This window comes from Mesorhizobium sp. M1312 (assembly GCF_040318115.1).
Classification (GTDB): Bacteria; Pseudomonadota; Alphaproteobacteria; order Rhizobiales; family Rhizobiaceae; genus Mesorhizobium.
The window spans coordinates 65,897-80,135 of the sequence record NZ_JAMYLQ010000010.1; the positions used below are offsets into that span (position 1 = coordinate 65,897).

Annotated in this window: 15 protein-coding genes and 4 pseudogenes; 4 read left to right on the forward strand and 15 right to left on the reverse strand. The window is 60.1% G+C overall.

Features of this window, described 5'->3' with window-relative positions; translation table 11 throughout:
* Window positions 1-91: 91 nt before the first annotated feature.
* Window positions 92-476 (reverse strand): annotated as a pseudogene (locus tag NKH36_RS14100) (IS110 family transposase); the annotation flags it as partial.
* 451 nt (window positions 477-927) lie between these two features.
* Here NKH36_RS14100 and NKH36_RS14105 point away from each other — a divergent pair.
* A complete protein-coding gene (locus NKH36_RS14105) occupies window positions 928-1,920 on the forward strand; it encodes a D-alanine--D-alanine ligase family protein (RefSeq protein ID WP_352962759.1) in 993 nt (330 codons plus the stop codon).
* Window positions 1,921-2,603: 683 nt separating this feature from the next.
* A pseudogene (locus tag NKH36_RS14110) lies at window positions 2,604-3,622 on the forward strand (IS110 family RNA-guided transposase).
* 442 nt (window positions 3,623-4,064) lie between these two features.
* On the opposite strand, the gene NKH36_RS14115 reads toward NKH36_RS14110, so the two are convergent.
* From NKH36_RS14115 to NKH36_RS14140, 6 genes are all read right to left on the reverse strand, one after another.
* Window positions 4,065-4,226 (reverse strand): hypothetical protein, encoded by a 162-nt coding sequence (locus NKH36_RS14115; RefSeq protein ID WP_352962762.1) that lies wholly within the window; start codon window positions 4,224-4,226, stop codon window positions 4,065-4,067.
* Window positions 4,227-4,249: 23 nt separating this feature from the next.
* Window positions 4,250-5,527, reverse strand: a complete 1,278-nt coding sequence (locus NKH36_RS14120; RefSeq protein WP_352962765.1) for a KamA family radical SAM protein — start codon at window positions 5,525-5,527, stop codon at window positions 4,250-4,252.
* Between the two features lie 466 nt (window positions 5,528-5,993).
* Window positions 5,994-6,158 (reverse strand): hypothetical protein, encoded by a 165-nt coding sequence (locus NKH36_RS14125; protein ID WP_352962768.1) that lies wholly within the window; start codon window positions 6,156-6,158, stop codon window positions 5,994-5,996.
* Window positions 6,133-6,498, reverse strand: a complete 366-nt coding sequence (locus tag NKH36_RS14130; protein WP_352962771.1) for a DUF1403 family protein — start codon at window positions 6,496-6,498, stop codon at window positions 6,133-6,135. Before NKH36_RS14130 ends, NKH36_RS14125 begins: the two co-directional genes overlap by 26 nt.
* Window positions 6,434-6,994, reverse strand: a complete 561-nt coding sequence (locus NKH36_RS14135; protein WP_352962774.1) for a DUF1403 family protein — start codon at window positions 6,992-6,994, stop codon at window positions 6,434-6,436. The genes NKH36_RS14130 and NKH36_RS14135 overlap by 65 nt, the downstream gene beginning before the upstream one ends.
* A gap of 118 nt (window positions 6,995-7,112) precedes the next feature.
* A complete protein-coding gene (locus NKH36_RS14140; RefSeq protein WP_352962777.1) occupies window positions 7,113-7,382 on the reverse strand; it encodes a helix-turn-helix domain-containing protein in 270 nt (89 codons plus the stop codon).
* A 64-nt stretch (window positions 7,383-7,446) separates the two neighbouring features.
* On the opposite strand from NKH36_RS14140, the pseudogene NKH36_RS14145 reads away from it, so the two are divergent.
* A pseudogene (locus NKH36_RS14145) lies at window positions 7,447-7,545 on the forward strand (integrase core domain-containing protein); the annotation flags it as partial.
* A 127-nt stretch (window positions 7,546-7,672) separates the two neighbouring features.
* Here NKH36_RS14145 and NKH36_RS14150 read toward each other — a convergent pair.
* The 5 genes and pseudogenes from NKH36_RS14150 to NKH36_RS14170 form a co-directional block, all read right to left on the reverse strand.
* Window positions 7,673-8,023: an exopolysaccharide production repressor protein gene (locus tag NKH36_RS14150; RefSeq protein ID WP_352962779.1), complete on the reverse strand. Its 351-nt coding sequence runs from the start codon at window positions 8,021-8,023 to the stop codon at window positions 7,673-7,675.
* Entirely contained in the window at window positions 8,014-8,370 is a 357-nt protein-coding gene (gene fdxB / locus NKH36_RS14155; RefSeq protein WP_352962782.1) for a ferredoxin III, nif-specific, read from the reverse strand. The genes NKH36_RS14150 and fdxB overlap by 10 nt, the downstream gene beginning before the upstream one ends.
* A complete protein-coding gene (locus NKH36_RS14160) occupies window positions 8,367-8,570 on the reverse strand; it encodes a CCE_0567 family metalloprotein (protein WP_352962784.1) in 204 nt (67 codons plus the stop codon). Before NKH36_RS14160 ends, fdxB begins: the two co-directional genes overlap by 4 nt.
* A gap of 24 nt (window positions 8,571-8,594) precedes the next feature.
* Window positions 8,595-8,996, reverse strand: coding sequence for a NifX-associated nitrogen fixation protein (locus NKH36_RS14165; RefSeq protein ID WP_352962787.1), 402 nt, complete (start codon window positions 8,994-8,996; stop codon window positions 8,595-8,597).
* Between the two features lie 430 nt (window positions 8,997-9,426).
* Window positions 9,427-10,583, reverse strand: a pseudogene (locus NKH36_RS14170) (redoxin family protein).
* Between the two features lie 357 nt (window positions 10,584-10,940).
* Here NKH36_RS14170 and NKH36_RS14175 point away from each other — a divergent pair.
* Complete coding sequence (locus NKH36_RS14175) at window positions 10,941-11,258, forward strand: hypothetical protein (RefSeq protein WP_352962790.1); 318 nt, start codon at window positions 10,941-10,943, stop codon at window positions 11,256-11,258.
* A gap of 679 nt (window positions 11,259-11,937) precedes the next feature.
* Here the strand turns inward: NKH36_RS14175 and NKH36_RS14180 are convergent.
* The 3 genes from NKH36_RS14180 to NKH36_RS14190 form a co-directional block, all read right to left on the reverse strand.
* A complete protein-coding gene (locus NKH36_RS14180; protein ID WP_352962793.1) occupies window positions 11,938-12,582 on the reverse strand; it encodes a universal stress protein in 645 nt (214 codons plus the stop codon).
* A 351-nt stretch (window positions 12,583-12,933) separates the two neighbouring features.
* Window positions 12,934-13,638, reverse strand: a complete 705-nt coding sequence (locus NKH36_RS14185; protein WP_502912039.1) for a response regulator transcription factor — start codon at window positions 13,636-13,638, stop codon at window positions 12,934-12,936.
* 108 nt (window positions 13,639-13,746) lie between these two features.
* A complete protein-coding gene (locus tag NKH36_RS14190; RefSeq protein WP_352962799.1) occupies window positions 13,747-14,226 on the reverse strand; it encodes a NifX-associated nitrogen fixation protein in 480 nt (159 codons plus the stop codon).
* Window positions 14,227-14,239: the final 13 nt, after the last annotated feature.

A 14,239-nucleotide genomic window follows, 5' to 3' on the forward strand; every position in this document is an offset into this window, starting at 1 on the left:
AGCCCTAGCCCCAGGGGGCGAGATCATCTCGGAATCCGGGGGCGCAATCATATCGGAACAAAGGGGCGGCTTCGTCGGAATCGGCATTCTCGGCCACGAGCACGTCGCGCTCGGCCTCCACCGCCTTGATCTGCTCCAGCAGCAGTTCGAGCGTTCGAGCTGATCGAGTTCGCGGGTGATCTGTGCCTTCAAATGCGGCGGTAGCGAACGATCGTCGCCGGTTCTAAGCTCCTCAAGGCGTCCTACGGCGGTCGGTGCGCAGCGGCCCGTAAGCCGGTGACGCCCTGCGTAAACAGCAACGCCTTGATATGGTTGATATGAATTGTGCGTTCGCAAACCAGTGTCTTGCGCTCCCGGCAGATCCGGCGCTGATCCTCCTCCTTGGGAGTCGGCACCCTGACCATCGAACAGACGCGAGGCTCTCGCCGTTTGTAGGTCAGCAGCGTCCGCACCAGCGTCTCGCCGTCAATACAGTCGGCGCGAGGCGCAGAAGCGTGGGCGCTTTTTAAAAAGGATGCGACCTTCGGCCGCACCGGTTTCGGCTGTGGCCGTCGCCCAAGCCCGATCCGGCGTTCGACAGCAAATGCGCTGACATCTGCGCCGTTACCGGGCCGCCGCCGAGGGCGCGCCGGACGCGGTGCGCACGGTGCACGAGAGGCGCCGTCGTCATTCGGCGTCCATGTGGTCGTGTTCAGCCGTGTCCGGTGGAAGACGTCTATGTCTGGAACCCGACACGCTGGGGCGCAAGGACCGAAGTCGCGGTGCGAAACACGTGGTTTTGCCCCTCTTGTTCGCACAACCTCTTCGGTGGCACGCCGATTGCCTGGGACACGGTGGGCGCGCGGGGTCCAGACGAGCTGTTCCCCATAAGCAACCAAATCCGAGCGAATGAATGTGACAGCAGGCAAAAATCCAAGGAGAAAGCTTATGCGGGTAGCCGTCGTGTGGAACTATGATCATGCGGGCGTGATTAACCGGTTCGGTCAGCCTAGTCCGGAGTACGACGATCGCGAGATGGTCGAAAGCATGGTGGCGGCATTGCAAGAGGGCGGCCATGAGACGCTGCTGTGCGAAGGCGATAAAGGACTGCTCAGTACGCTAGAGCAATTCATGCCCCCCGATCCGCAAGGCCGCCCCTCCGGAATGGTCTTCAACTGGTCGGGCGGAATTCAGGGGGAGTTCCGTTACACCCACGTTCCGGCCATGCTCGAGATGGCCGGCGTTCCGTACACCGGATCGGGCCCGCTCGCGTTTGGGCTGGGCGCCGACAAGGTCGTCACCAAGATGCTCATCCGCGATCGCGGGGTGCCGACGCCGAACTTTCGTGTGATGCGTCGCGGCACCGAGAGTGCCGGTGACCTGCGATTCCCAGTCGTAGTGAAGCCGCGTTACGAAAGCGACAGCTTGGGATTGCAGCTCGTAAATGAGCCCGCTCAGTTGAAGCAGGCCGTGGAAGTGATCGTCACGCAGTATGCGCAGGATGCGCTCGTGGAAGAATACATCGATGGGCGGGAAATCACCGTCGCGTTGCTGGGAAACGGAGAGCCGGAGGTGTTGCCTCTGGTGGAGCAGGACTTCGGCGATCGCGAAACGCGTCTTATGACTTGGGATGCGAAATACGTGGCGGCCGCGGCGGTGCCGAAGATTTGCCCGGCGCAAATCGAGAGCGGGCTGGCGACGGTGCTGCGGGATATTTCCATTGCGACCTTCCGTGCCTGCCAGTCGCGGGACTATGCCCGCGTCGACCTCAGGCTCGACCGCTCCGGCCAGCCCTTTGTCCTGGAGATCAACTCGCCGGCGCTCAGTATGAGCTCCTCTTATTTCCTAGCCGCGATGACTGCCGGACACAGCTTCTCGAGCTTGGTCAATCGCATCCTCAATGTCGCCCACACGCGTTATTTCGGAATCGGCATCCCCTAGATGCCGTTGTCTAATCGCGCGATTTCGGTCAAGCCCTTTTGACACTATTTATTTGACCGCTGACCGCCGATCGACCGGACGACGCGTTAAGATGCAGAACATGATGCGAAGCGCTATTTCGTATTGCGTGGCTGATTGACGTTTGCCGAGAGCACGGTTGTCTGCGCGGTCGATACCCGATCGCCGCATGATGGGTTTTCGCGGGAGGAATCTTCCAAGTAATGGACGCAGTGTGTACGTGGTTCACGTTCACCTGTAACGGCATCAGCGGAATGACCCGACCTACGTCCCGGCAGGGACGTTTCAACGCATAAGATAAGGCGGACGCAATTCAGAACTCTGGCGATCTACGTTATCGCTACTCTTCTAACTATGTTCCGGGGGTCTCAGGCAATCATGCCGGCGGACCGGTAAAAGGTTTCGCCGGTTGTCAACATTCCGGTATATTCTATGCTTGGGACTGGCCCAGCGCCATGATTCCGTTTTTCCGTCTTGTCGGGGAACAACCACCTTGGCTACGTCTCGGAAATGTCCGTTCAGCAGCCAGTAGGGCACCGCTCCCGCGATTACCCCATGTAGTGGGCCGGCGCTCCTAAATAGCCAGGAAGGCGGCTGTCCCTCAGAGTGATGATGTTGAACGGGGTCCGATTGTCTCGGCCCCAAGCATCAAACGAGGGACAACCATGGACTATTATGCAGGAATTGATGTGTCGCTGGAACTGAGCAGCGTTTGCGTGGTGGATTCATCGGGCAAGATCGTGCGAGAGACGAAGGTGGCGAGCGAGCCAGAGGCGCTGTTGCAGCATTTTGCCGATCTGGGATTGCCGGTGATCCGCGTCGGCCTTGAGGCGGGCCCACTGTCGCAGTGGTTGCGCGAGGGTCTGGTCGACGCCGGCTTTGAGGTGGTGTTGTTGGAGACACGGCGTGTGAAGGCGGCACTGTCGGCCGGTGAAGACGGATCGCAAGGATGCCCGCGGGATCGCGCAGTTGCTGCTCATGGGCTGGTACCGTCCTGTGCACGCCAAGTCTGCAGATGCCCAGGAGGTGCGGGCACTGCTGGTCGGCCGCAAGCTGTTGCAGGCCAAGTTGCTCGACGTCGAGCTCAGCATACGCGGAATCCTACGCGGTTACGGGCTCAAGGTTGGCGAGGTGAGCCGGGGACGTTTCGAGGCGCGCATTCGCGAACTCATCGAAGGCCATGACATGCTTGCGACGGTGATCGGCGCGATGCTGCAGGCCCGGGCCGTATTGTGGAACGAGTTTACCGGGCTGCACCGCGCGATGCTGAAGATCGCCCGTGTCGATCCTGTCTGCCAGCGGCTGATGAGCGCGCCCGGTGTCGGGGCTCTGGTGGCGCTCACCTATCGTTCGGCGGTCCGGACCGGTTTGCAAAATCCCGAACGGTCGGTGCGTACTTCGGACTGACGCCCAAGAAATATCAATCCGGCGAGACCGACATCGACGGCGGCATCAGCAAGGTCGGCGATGGAATGGTGCGAACCGCGCTCTATGAAGCGGCGCACAACATGCTGACGCGCGCCACGCGGTTCTCCGCGCTGAAGCGCTGGGCGATGGACGTGGCGAAGCGGCGCCCATGAAACGGGCAAAGGTGGCGCTGGCCCGCAAGCTCGCCACCGTCCTCCATCGCATGTGGGCTGATGCCAGTCAGTTCCGTTGGGGCAAGGACACCGTCACCGCGTAAAGGAGGAACAAGGCAGCGAGGCAGGCCGCCGGAGGCACTGCTTCTTCGAGGTCCCGTCGCTCGGACGAGGGCTTGGCAAAGTCGGGAGTAGTGCTGTGAAAGCTTCGGCAAATCACGCGTCCTAGATTGACCTGCCGGCTTAAGGATCTGATGGCCTGATGTGGCAGTCTTGGTGCTGACCACGGACTGAAGCAGGATCCCAGCGGCGCGGTGATCACGAAGGGACTTGACGAGTAAGGGCCCATTACAGAAGTACTACAGTTGCGCATTTAGACTGACTGTGACTCCCTACCTCGGAAAGCGAGAAGGGATTCGATGTCGGTTGCGCAGTGGTCGGGATCGCTGTCTCCTCTAGAAGTTTCAGCGGATCGAGGTCGGCGGCGATCTCGCGCAGCTTCGTCCAATTTTGCACGCCGATTTGCCGGTCAGCACGCGTCGGTCGTCAACCCGCGTCACGCCTCTTCGCGGCCGCCGCGATTGAGGCGAAGGTTGGCCGCTCCAACAGAAAGGTCTCAAGCACGCTGACCTCAGCCTGACCCAGTACATCGATCGCTGTACGGAAGGCCATCATGTCGTGCTCGATCCCTGAAACCATATTGAGCACCACATGCCGCCTAGTTCGGTCATTCAAACCGCCATCGAATTTGCTCGAGCGGCCTCAACCGCTTCGCTCAGTATGCGTTTGGCGCCCTGGGGATCTAACCATGCCGCCTGCGCATCTGGAGAGAGAGACTGCACAGGATCCGGATATGTGAACAGCTGGTCCGGCCGAACAGAAGGAGCCCGGTACACAGCAAGCCCTGTTTGTCTGTCATAATGCTCGAAGCTGTGGACGTCGCGCTTTCCACCGCCTCCCGGCGTGTCGACAACGAACAACGGAGTGTTATACCCAGCCGTGATCCCACGTAAGGCCTTTTCTATCTCACATGCTAGTCTTACCGAGCACCGCATGTGCTCGATTCCGTCGACAAGATCACAAGTATACACGTAGTACGGCTGGATATGTAGGTCTGAGAGTTTTTTGACGAGCTGTTTCATAACCGCGGGATCGTCATTGACACCAGCCAGCAGAACCGACTGATTGCGCATCCTTATCCCCCGCTTGAAAAGAAGCTCTGCAGCCGCAATCGTGTAGTCGGTGATTTCTCCAGGATGGTTGAAGTGAGTGTGAAATGAAATTTCTACGCCCTGATTCCGGCCAGCATCGCTAATGTTGACAAGAGCATCAGTCCATTCATGATCGCTTGTGACTTTCATAGGCAGTACAGCAAGGCCTTTCGTCGCGAAACGGATGCGGCGAATTGAGGGGGTGGACAGAAGGCCCATGCCGACCGCCAAAAGTCGGGAAGGTTTTAGGCGAAAGCAATCTCCTCCCGACACTACTACATCAACGATGACGGGGGTCGCACGAAGATATGCCAGGATAGTATCCCAGCGCATCTGGAATGGCGACGCCCTTTTCTTCGAAACCGATTGCGTGTCTAGACCTACGCTGTAACTGCGGGTGCAAAAACGACAATAAACCGGGCAGCGATCCGTTGCGAGTAAAAGTGCTTTGTCCGGATAGCGATGCACCAGTCCATCTACAGGTGAACTTTCTCGTTCATGCAACGAATCCATTTTTAGTAACGGGTGAGATGGCAGAATTTCGCTTCCAACGGGAATGAATTGCTTTCGGATTGGGTCTTGAAGGAAGTTCGACCAGTCAATCAAGTTCAGCACATAAGGTGTGATCCGCATCGCCATCGGCGCACGCGCGAGGCCGTGCTCGATGTCTCGCATCAGGCTAGCGTCGATGTCGAACCCCATCCATTCGCGCAACTGGTCAACGCGAGTAACGACATGGCGCTCTTGCCATGCAGCGTCAGCGAACTCGCGTCTCATCTCATGCGTCATACGGCTCATCGGAACTTCGCTCAAGCTGAAAAGAGGAAAGATGCTGACCTCGTGAGTGCCGCCGTCAATCTGCAGCTTTTCGCGATGTCCTCCGACTTGACGGCGGCAACAGCATAGTCGGTGAGTGTGGTCATGAACGATTCTCCGCAGACGCGTTTGCGGATTTGCATGAACCGTGCCAAAGGAGACAATCCTTCTACAACAACATGATAGCGCTATTACTGCTATGCGCATGTCCGACTTGGTCGGACATGCGACAACGAGATGCGTTGACTAACGCGGGCATTCCCCGTCATCCGGAGGGGATCCTATCCGCCATGGGCGAGGAAACGCGACCTTCCGCGTCTTTGTCAATCGGCGTGTGACCGAACACAGCGCTCGCGCCGGCCATTTCGCGGCGACCGCGGCGCCGAATCTATCTACAGCCGCGCACAGCCGGGCAAATCGGCTTCACCAACACCATCAACGCCGGGCGCTACAAGGCTGGGCAGCCCAACGTGCTGACCTTGGGCGATGGCGCTGATGCCCCGAGCTCGAGGAGTCGGTCGAACAGCCGGCGCAACGCGCGATCGCTCATGCCGGTCTTGTTGTCACTGCGCGAGGCGACGCCGCCGTCATCGCCGAGAAGCGTCTCGATCATCGCGTCCGCACCTTTTCCCCCGCAATTTCGGCGCGACGGCAATGAGCCGCTCGGCGCGGCGGTCGAGCTCGGCTGCAAGATCCACCGCCTGCAGCGCCGCCCGCGCATAGGCGGCAAAAATGCGTTGGCTGGATACCGGCTGTGCTTGCCGGCCATCCGCTGGCGACAATCGATCGCTGGCTGTTGGCGGTGGAGGGTAGGCGCCGAGTACAAGGACCGCGCGCGGCCACCCGAGCCGGCCGGCGACAGTGGCGTCGGCCAGCCATGGCCCAAGGTCACGCGCGGCGCTGACCGTGGCGCTCGAGCATGGCGATGACGTCGGCGGCCGCGCCGACCGCATTCCCGTGTGTGTTAGCAAGATTCTTGATCCCGTCGCCGAGACGCCCTGCCGCCTCCTTATCGAGAAAACTCCCCAGATCCGCGGCCACCTCGCCTAGCGCCGCTTCGCCGACCAAAGTCGCGACCGGACGCGAAGCCAGCCTGCGCCAGACCAGCAGCATGCGGCCGGCTGGCCCGACGTTGTCGCCGGGACGGGTGAGCAGCAGCGTGTCGCGCAGCGCCGCTGCGTCTTCGACCCGGCCGGCACGTTTGGCCGTTGCCGCGGCCGCGGCGAGTGCCAGCCGCTGCCGCCAGGCGCCGGCCCATTTTTCTTCCCGGCGCACGAGCGCGTCGAGGGCGGTCAGTGCTGCGGCAGCGGCAAAGGCAGCATCTTCAAGCGACTGCGGAGCGGCCGCCGCCGCGCGCAGCCAAGCCGGTACGGCGCGGCCGGCACAACCGGGCCTGAGCAGACGATGGCCAGCGGGGCCGTGGTGGATCAATTTCGGGCGGAGAATCATCGTTGAGGAGCATGAATCGGCGCGGCGCTTTTGGCAACGTTTTTGTCAGAAACCGCCGCGCCTGTCGTATGCAGATAACGATTGATAACTTGCCTTATCGCACGTAGCGGCAAAACGCCTAGCGCAGCACCTCCAGTCCGCGCTTCTGCACCACGGACAGCAGTTTCAGCGCCATCCCGCTCGGCCGCTTGCCGCCAGTCTCCCACTTCTGCACCGTCGATTCCGACGTGTTCAGATAGCGCGCGAACACCGGCTCGCTGACATGGCTCTTCTCACGCAGCGCCTTGATTTCGTCCGGCGCGAATTCTTGCGGCAGCGTTAGGCAACTGTCGTCGAAGCTGCGCAGCGTCGCCTTGTTGATCGTTCCGGCCCGGTACATGCCGTCCACGGCGCTGTGGATCGCCTCGAAGGCTTCGCTCTTGAACTTTGGCTAGTCGTTGGCCCGGTCCTGATGGCTTAAGGATTACAACACAACCCGACCCCATAGCGCGATCGGCACTAAGCCGCCGGTATCGCTCATGAAACGCTCATCGGCGGCCGTGCCGCCCTGAGCCATTACCCCCGGAAGTTCCGGCCCGGGGCGACCCAAAGACGGGGAGCACCTCAAAAGTGAACAGGGCTAACTTATAGACGCGGACAAAACGGGGAGCACGTCAGCTCTGATCTTGTCAACGCGGCTCAACGCAGCAGCGATATGCCGCCCATCGGAACGAACTGGGGCACATCTGAAGATTCATTTCTCACCTCATTATAGTCTGGCGGCTGATATCCAGCTTCCTTATAGTCTGGCGGCTGACATCCAACTTCCTTGGAACTGTCGAAATGCTCAGCCCTTTGGCCAGCTCGGCTAATGCAGCCAGACCGCCAGATCAGAAAGAGCACGCTCGCGAAATACGCCAGCTGAAGGAGCAGCGAACAAGCCAGCGTCGTGACGACTACTGTGCCGATGGAATGAGAAGCGAAGTAGACAGTCAGTGCGGTGCTGCACAGCACCAGCCCCAGGACGCGACAAAAGGTTTTTAAGGGCAACGCGGTTCTCCTGGTTTTGTCTCCTCAGATCGTGCTGCGACCTGGTCGGCCGCAACATGGGTCTGGCAGTTCTTCGGGCAGACGCGGGCGCAGGCTCCGCAGCCAATGCAGCGGCCAGCATGATCGACAACCATGATCATGCGATTGAGCTCGCCATCGAAATCGTCATCCTCGTCGTCGCAGGCGCCGAGGATTTCACCCGCGTCATCGACGCCGTAAAGATGCATGACCTCGCGCGAGCAGACTTTGAAACATCGGCCGCAGCCGATGCAGGTCGTGCCGTCTATAGCGGTGAGATATTCCGGCACCCATCCGGAGCCGTCGCGGGTGGTAAATGTGCTCGTCATCGTAACTTCTTCATTGCAGCGAGCTCTCTCTTGGCACCATCCAACTCGGCAAAAACGGCCGACGTTTCCTCGGCAACTTCCTCTATCTCCGTCCATTTTCCCGGGAGATTCCCTGCAAGGTCGCGCAATTTCATCTTGGCAACTGCCGCGCGCAGCTGAAGCTTTCGGACTTTCTTCCCCATCTCATTTAGCTTTGACATAAATCCTTCCTCGAAACGGATTCTTCACGCCCGTGCCACGTCGGGATAGGCTTGGATGGCTGCAGTCGCATCGTCGACCAGTTTCGTACCGGCCTCGGCGAGCTTCCTGAACGTCTCGAAGCCGAACCGGTGGATGTCTCGACAGAGCGACCAACCGCCCGGCCGTGAAACGCAATCGTCCGAAGCCCCCATGGGTTTCATCTTTGTCATTGGCGATGTCATCAGGCCGGAGCGCTCCTCGATCGCGAGCCCGACGGCGGTGTAGAACATGTCGAGCCTCCACAGCACGTCCGGCTCGGGATTGCCGATGACAGGCATCGCACGGCGCTGTTTTCTGGTGACGATGAAGTTGGCCAGCAGTTCGGCGTCTGATTTGCCTTCCCACGAGCCGTAGGAGTCTTGAGCACGGATCAGCGCACGAGGCATCTGACGAACGGTGTGGCAAGGGCCGCCTCGTCCTCGTTGACGGCAGGGCTGATTGCGGTGTCAGACATTTCGCCTTCTCCTCATTTCAGTCCTCTTCCTCGAAGCACGATGTCTGTTTTCGGGGACGCCAGCTTCGGGCACACTTGTGCAGCGGACGTCCGGCTTGGCCGGGCCGATTCCACGCAAGTGATGTCCCTGTGGCCGACCTTGAACACGTCCTGGACCGTGACGTCTTCCACGACTGGCCGAATTCGCGTCGAACATCACGTCCGCAGGCATTCGGCCGGAGGTTATTACAAGATTTGAACTCCAACCTGCGGCAAGCGATGCGCCCTATGCTGCAATGGACATACTTACTGCGGGCTCGCCGCAGACAATGGGCGAATTGGCCAGGGTTCAATTCCAATTGTCATCCCTTTGCGATCTTTGATCATGAGGCGACTGCGGTTTGATTTTCAGGAGCCTTGTTTTGCGGAACCACGCAAAGATCCGCGTAACAGGCGTTCTCACCCGTGTAATTGGCCAGGGCTTGGAGCAATGGGGTAAGGTAGTGCTGTTTGATGTGGTCCGGCATTCCCTCCTGATCACCCAGCGATTTCAGCGCCACCTCGATCAACTCGATCGCGCGATCCTTGTTGCCGCTCTCGTAATAATACTGAGCGAGCGGGACGTACCAAAGGAATTTAAGGGGCCCGTCCCCTTGTGGAGGATTAAGTGTCAGGATCTGTTCCGAGAGCTTGTCGCCCATCGCAAAGCGCTCAACATGGGGGAGATGGGAGTTGTCCATTTTGGGATCGAAGAGTTCGTTCAGGACCATACCCATCCAAGCCACGGCCTCGAACTTCTTGTCGATCGCGTCCTCGACCAACTGTTGCAGGACTGGCAAGCCGGCCGCATGTCGCGCAGCTTGTGAAGCAGTAGATTCGCATGAATGCACCGGAACTCCATATTGTCCGGCAACAAGGCAATGCCCTCTTCGATCGCCGAGAGCGCCGTCTTCCAATCCTCTGTCTTCATCGCCGGCTGAAGTTTGGCGTATATCGGCCCGGTGAGCTTTCCTTCGCGCGCTTCGCGTTGGGACCTGGCAATCCGCTCCTTATCAGCAGCTTTCGCTTCATCGCTGGTGCGCCAGCTGCCGTTAAGCACTTTCGGCAAAATCTGATCAAGGTGCATCGGATGACCGATAAAAGCGATGTGGCCGTCTCGGTCGACCACGAACGAGGTCGGAATCCCGAGAGAAAAGCTGGGTTCCATCCAAAGCCTGTTCATTTCGCCTGTGGAGTCGAACGCGATCCGAAAGTTTAGATTCGAGCCCTTTTCGGTCAACCACGCGTCCAATCTGGTTCGGGCCTCGACGGCCGTTGGAGCGTTTTCATCAGCCGCGATCCCGACGACCTCAAGTCCGCTGTCCTTGTATTTCTCCTGCAGCTGCATCAGACGGGGCATCGCCGACACACATGGTCCGCACCAAGTTGCCCAAAATTCGACGATATACACTTTGCCGGGCTGGAAGTTCGTGACGGGCTCGCCACGCAGCCAGTTCTCCACTTTGATCGAAGGAGCCGGTGACTCCATTTGCAATACCATGTTGTTCTCCAAAGCTATGCCCAAAGGTTGCGCGACCTTAGGCGCGAGCTTGTTTGCCTCTTAGAGAGGGGCACACGGGTTCAAGGAGAGGAGAGCATCGCTCGTCTCGCGCGTTTGCGTGCAGCCAGCCTTCCCTCAGTGTTGCCGCATCTCAATTTGCAAAGGCCGTGCCAGCGCGCTCAGCGCGCGTAACCCATGATTTCGCGTTCAAAAGCCTCGATCTGCCAAGATGGCCGGTTGTATTGAACCCGACATGTTTTCTGCCGCTGTCAGTTTTTGGACACGCATCACCGCTTCGCGCCGGCAGAAAGCGTGGCCCGGACGACTCAATATGCATTCGGGCCGAGGGACGAGGCCGTGGACATCATGACTGCGTTGGCTACCGCCGGACTCGTCATCATGGTCCGCTTCACGCCACCAGGCTTGAGAGTCTTGTCGTTCCGGTCCGGAGGCGTTAGCGGATCTCGCCATTTGCGATTGCAAGGAGCCGCTCCATCCGAGCGCCGCCTGCGCCCTGCCCTCATCCGCCTTGCGATTGAATTCCTGGCTGCGGTCATGGAGTTCTTCACGGACGAAGCCGGTCCAGCTGCAGCTCGCCAATACCGCATCGTCAGATTGACGATGTTGATCGTGGCGAAAAAGGCCAGGATGAGTGCCGGAATGTGCGGCCGGTGAGCTCTCCGGGGTTCCTGCTTTGTGCCGATATTTTCTGTGTTCCCTGTGCTCAGGCGCTACAGGAACCGCCTGGTGCGAATGTGAGCGTTGTCGGAATTTGACCAGCCTCAAGGCCGCTCGGTCGCCACGCGGTGGGCCGGGCAGACTGAAAACGCTGAAGATGCGGCCTCCCTCGCCGCTGACCCGGCTACCATCCCAGGCGATGACAAGGAGATTGATGCCATCGTTCGCGCCGAGGCCGGCAAGAGCCCGACCGTCGGACTTGAGGTCGGCTCCTTGCCCGCTGCACGGTCGTTGCGGTGTTCAGCTCCCGGCCAGTGGTGAGGGAAATCGTGATAACGCCAATACGATGCGGCTACGGTCCGAACGCGGCCTGCTGCGCTGAAACGACTCTCTTTCTCGACCTGACGCCGACCCAAGCATCGGTGTTTTGAAGCGCATTGAGGACGCCTGGGCCTCTACCCGGTCGTTACTCTGCGCGTTACGGATTGTCTCGGCGAGCAGACCCCGAGCGCGCGTTAGAGCCGTCCGGGGAATGTTCTTCGCGACGACGCTTGCAAGTTGCTCGAGAAGCTTCGCGAAACCTGCGCGTTTGCCGCGACCTTTCTCCGACTTCGCATCAGGGTTGGTGACCAGGGGAGTAGAGCCTTGAACAGCATCGGCGCTACTTCCAGACCCGTCAGCGAGCCAAAAACAGCGGCAATGGCGGCTTGCCAACTATCCATCTCGTCACGCCACCGAAGAGCCGTTCGGGCAGCCGCCGGCTGCCATAGGCACCCATGACAATCATGTCGGCAGACGTGTCGATTGCGTGCTGCGCGAGCACCGTGGCCACCGGTTTGCCGGCGCTCGGCAGCCGGTCGACCAACACCCGAGCACCATGCCGAGTGAGATAGGCAGCGATGTCGGCTCCCGGCTCGGCGCCGCTTCCGGTGCAGGTTGCCTCAGGATCGACGAGGGCGACACGAACTTCCTCAGCACCGGATAGCATATCCAGCGCTTCCCGAACCGCACCGGACGCCTCGACGCGCGAATCCCATCCGACCAGCACGCGCCGTGGCGACAGAGTCGCCTCAGCGCCCTTCGGCACGACAAGCACCGGCTTTCCCGTATCGAACAAGCTGCCGTTGATAACAAGAGGTCCGAGACTAGTGTCGTTGAGAAGTGCGGGGCCGATGATTGTCAGGTCGGTGTAGAGCGCCCGCTGTCGCACCGCGTCACCGACGCCAGCCTTGTCGCAGTGTTCGGTATCGACATCATAGCAGCGCCACGTGCCTCTCAGCAGTTTGTGAATTTCCCTGGATGTCTTTTCCAGGTTGGCCATGTCCTGTGAAAATCTCTCGATTTGCCTATATCGTTTTTCCAGTGCGGCAATGGCGTGTGCGCGATGTCAAGGCCACTCGGGGATGCCATCGCCCAGCGGCGGAGGCGACATAAGGAGCGGCGGAGGCGACATAATCAGTACGGAAAGATAAGCGCCGACCTCGGCGCACAAGCCGGCAGCTATTCTGACGTCCTGATCGGAGTGGTCAGCTCCCGTCACACTGAGTATTTTCTTGAAGGCCATCTGACTGCTTCTTTTTAGAGTATGTCGTAGCTGTAGGCGCGTTTCGAAGCCGCAAGACTTGCCCTCAGCACCGCGAAAATGCGGAGTGGCACCACATCGGTTATCTATTCAGCCGTCCGGCCACTCGAGCGAGTAGCCGGCCGACCTGACGGTACGAATGACGCTGGAGGGGGAGGCCGCCTTCAGCGCCTTTCTGAGCCGGCTGATATGGACATCCACGGTGCGCACACCGACATGGATATTGGCCGGCCAGGCCGCGCTGATCAGCTCGTCTCTGGTGAAGACCTTGCCGGGAGTCTCAAGCAAAAGCCGCAGCAGGTTGAACTCGATCGGCCCAAGGTGGACTTCGTGGCCATTACCCCGAACCCGGTGGGCATCGAGCCTTATCTCAAGGTCGCCACAGGAGATCCAGCCGCCGTTTTCCATCCCGTTCGAACCCGGCTTTGGCAGCGCCAGCTTCATCCGTAGACAGTCAAGCAGCTTGGCCGGCGCGAAGGGCCGCACAAAGCTCTCGTCAATGCCTGCCTTCCAGAGATCGAGGTGCTGGTTCTCGGCGCCGGGCGCGATCAGGGCAATAACGGGCAGGCCGCCGGTCCGGGGCTCCCCCTTGAGCCGGGCGCAGATTGTGGAGCCTGTGGCGCTTGTTGGCTGGCAGTCCAGCACCACGGCCTTCGGCTCCCGTTCACTGGCCAATGCAAGCGCCTCCTCCACGCCGCCGGCCAGTTGAATCGTGAAGCCATCCACCTCCAGAATGTGGCTGTGGACCAGATAGAACTCCGGATCCTGCGAACAGATCAGGACCAGTGGCTTCATCAGCGCTGCCCCAAGAACCACATCGGCCTCGATCGCCTCGATTGAGAGGGCTGGCCATCGCATGTCCTCAAGGCCTGACATGATCCCCTTGCTCGAAAATCGGTTCCATCACGCCCGCGCCACCTCGGGATGAGCCTCAATGGCTGCGGTCGCATCGCCGGCCAGTTTGGTACCGGCCGCGGCGAGTTTCCAGAACGTCTCGAAGCCGAACCGGTGGACGTCGCGCAGGGTCCTCGACAGAACGACCAACCGCCCGGCCGTGAGAAGCACGCGCCCAAAGCCCTCATGGCTCATCTCCATCATCGGCGATGCCATCAGGCCGGAGCGCTCCTCGATCGCAAGCCCGACGGCGGTGTAAAACATCTCGAGCCTCCACAGCACGTCCGGATCGGGATCGCCGATGATCGGGATCGCACGGCGCTGTTCCCTGGTGATGATGAAGTCGCCCAGCAGTTCGGCGTCCGATTTGCCTTCCCGAGACCCGTGGGAATCATGAGCCCGGACCAGCCGCACGAGACATTTGACGAACGGGGTGGCAAGGGCCGCCTCGTCTTCGGCGACAGCAGGGCTAACCACGGCGTCAGACATTTCGCTCACTCCT

What these genes read in the sequence shown, in the direction of transcription:
- NKH36_RS14105 (WP_352962759.1), top strand. Translation starts at nt 928, where the DNA reads ATGCGGGTAGCCGTCGTGTGGAACTATGATCATGCGGGCGTGATTAAC.
- NKH36_RS14125 (WP_352962768.1), bottom strand. Translation starts at nt 6,158, where the DNA reads ATGATCGAGACGCTTCTCGGCGATGACGGCGGCGTCGCCTCGCGCAGT.
- NKH36_RS14135 (WP_352962774.1), bottom strand. Translation starts at nt 6,994, where the DNA reads ATGATTCTCCGCCCGAAATTGATCCACCACGGCCCCGCTGGCCATCGT.
- NKH36_RS14190 (WP_352962799.1), bottom strand. Translation starts at nt 14,226, where the DNA reads ATGTCTGACGCCGTGGTTAGCCCTGCTGTCGCCGAAGACGAGGCGGCC.
- NKH36_RS14185 (WP_502912039.1), bottom strand. Translation starts at nt 13,638, where the DNA reads ATGAAGCCACTGGTCCTGATCTGTTCGCAGGATCCGGAGTTCTATCTG.
- NKH36_RS14120 (WP_352962765.1), bottom strand. Translation starts at nt 5,527, where the DNA reads ATGAGCCGTATGACGCATGAGATGAGACGCGAGTTCGCTGACGCTGCA.
- NKH36_RS14130 (WP_352962771.1), bottom strand. Translation starts at nt 6,498, where the DNA reads ATGCGGTCGGCGCGGCCGCCGACGTCATCGCCATGCTCGAGCGCCACG.
- fdxB (WP_352962782.1), bottom strand. Translation starts at nt 8,370, where the DNA reads ATGACGAGCACATTTACCACCCGCGACGGCTCCGGATGGGTGCCGGAA.
- NKH36_RS14180 (WP_352962793.1), bottom strand. Translation starts at nt 12,582, where the DNA reads ATGGCCAACCTGGAAAAGACATCCAGGGAAATTCACAAACTGCTGAGA.
- NKH36_RS14160 (WP_352962784.1), bottom strand. Translation starts at nt 8,570, where the DNA reads ATGTCAAAGCTAAATGAGATGGGGAAGAAAGTCCGAAAGCTTCAGCTG.
- NKH36_RS14165 (WP_352962787.1), bottom strand. Translation starts at nt 8,996, where the DNA reads ATGCCTCGTGCGCTGATCCGTGCTCAAGACTCCTACGGCTCGTGGGAA.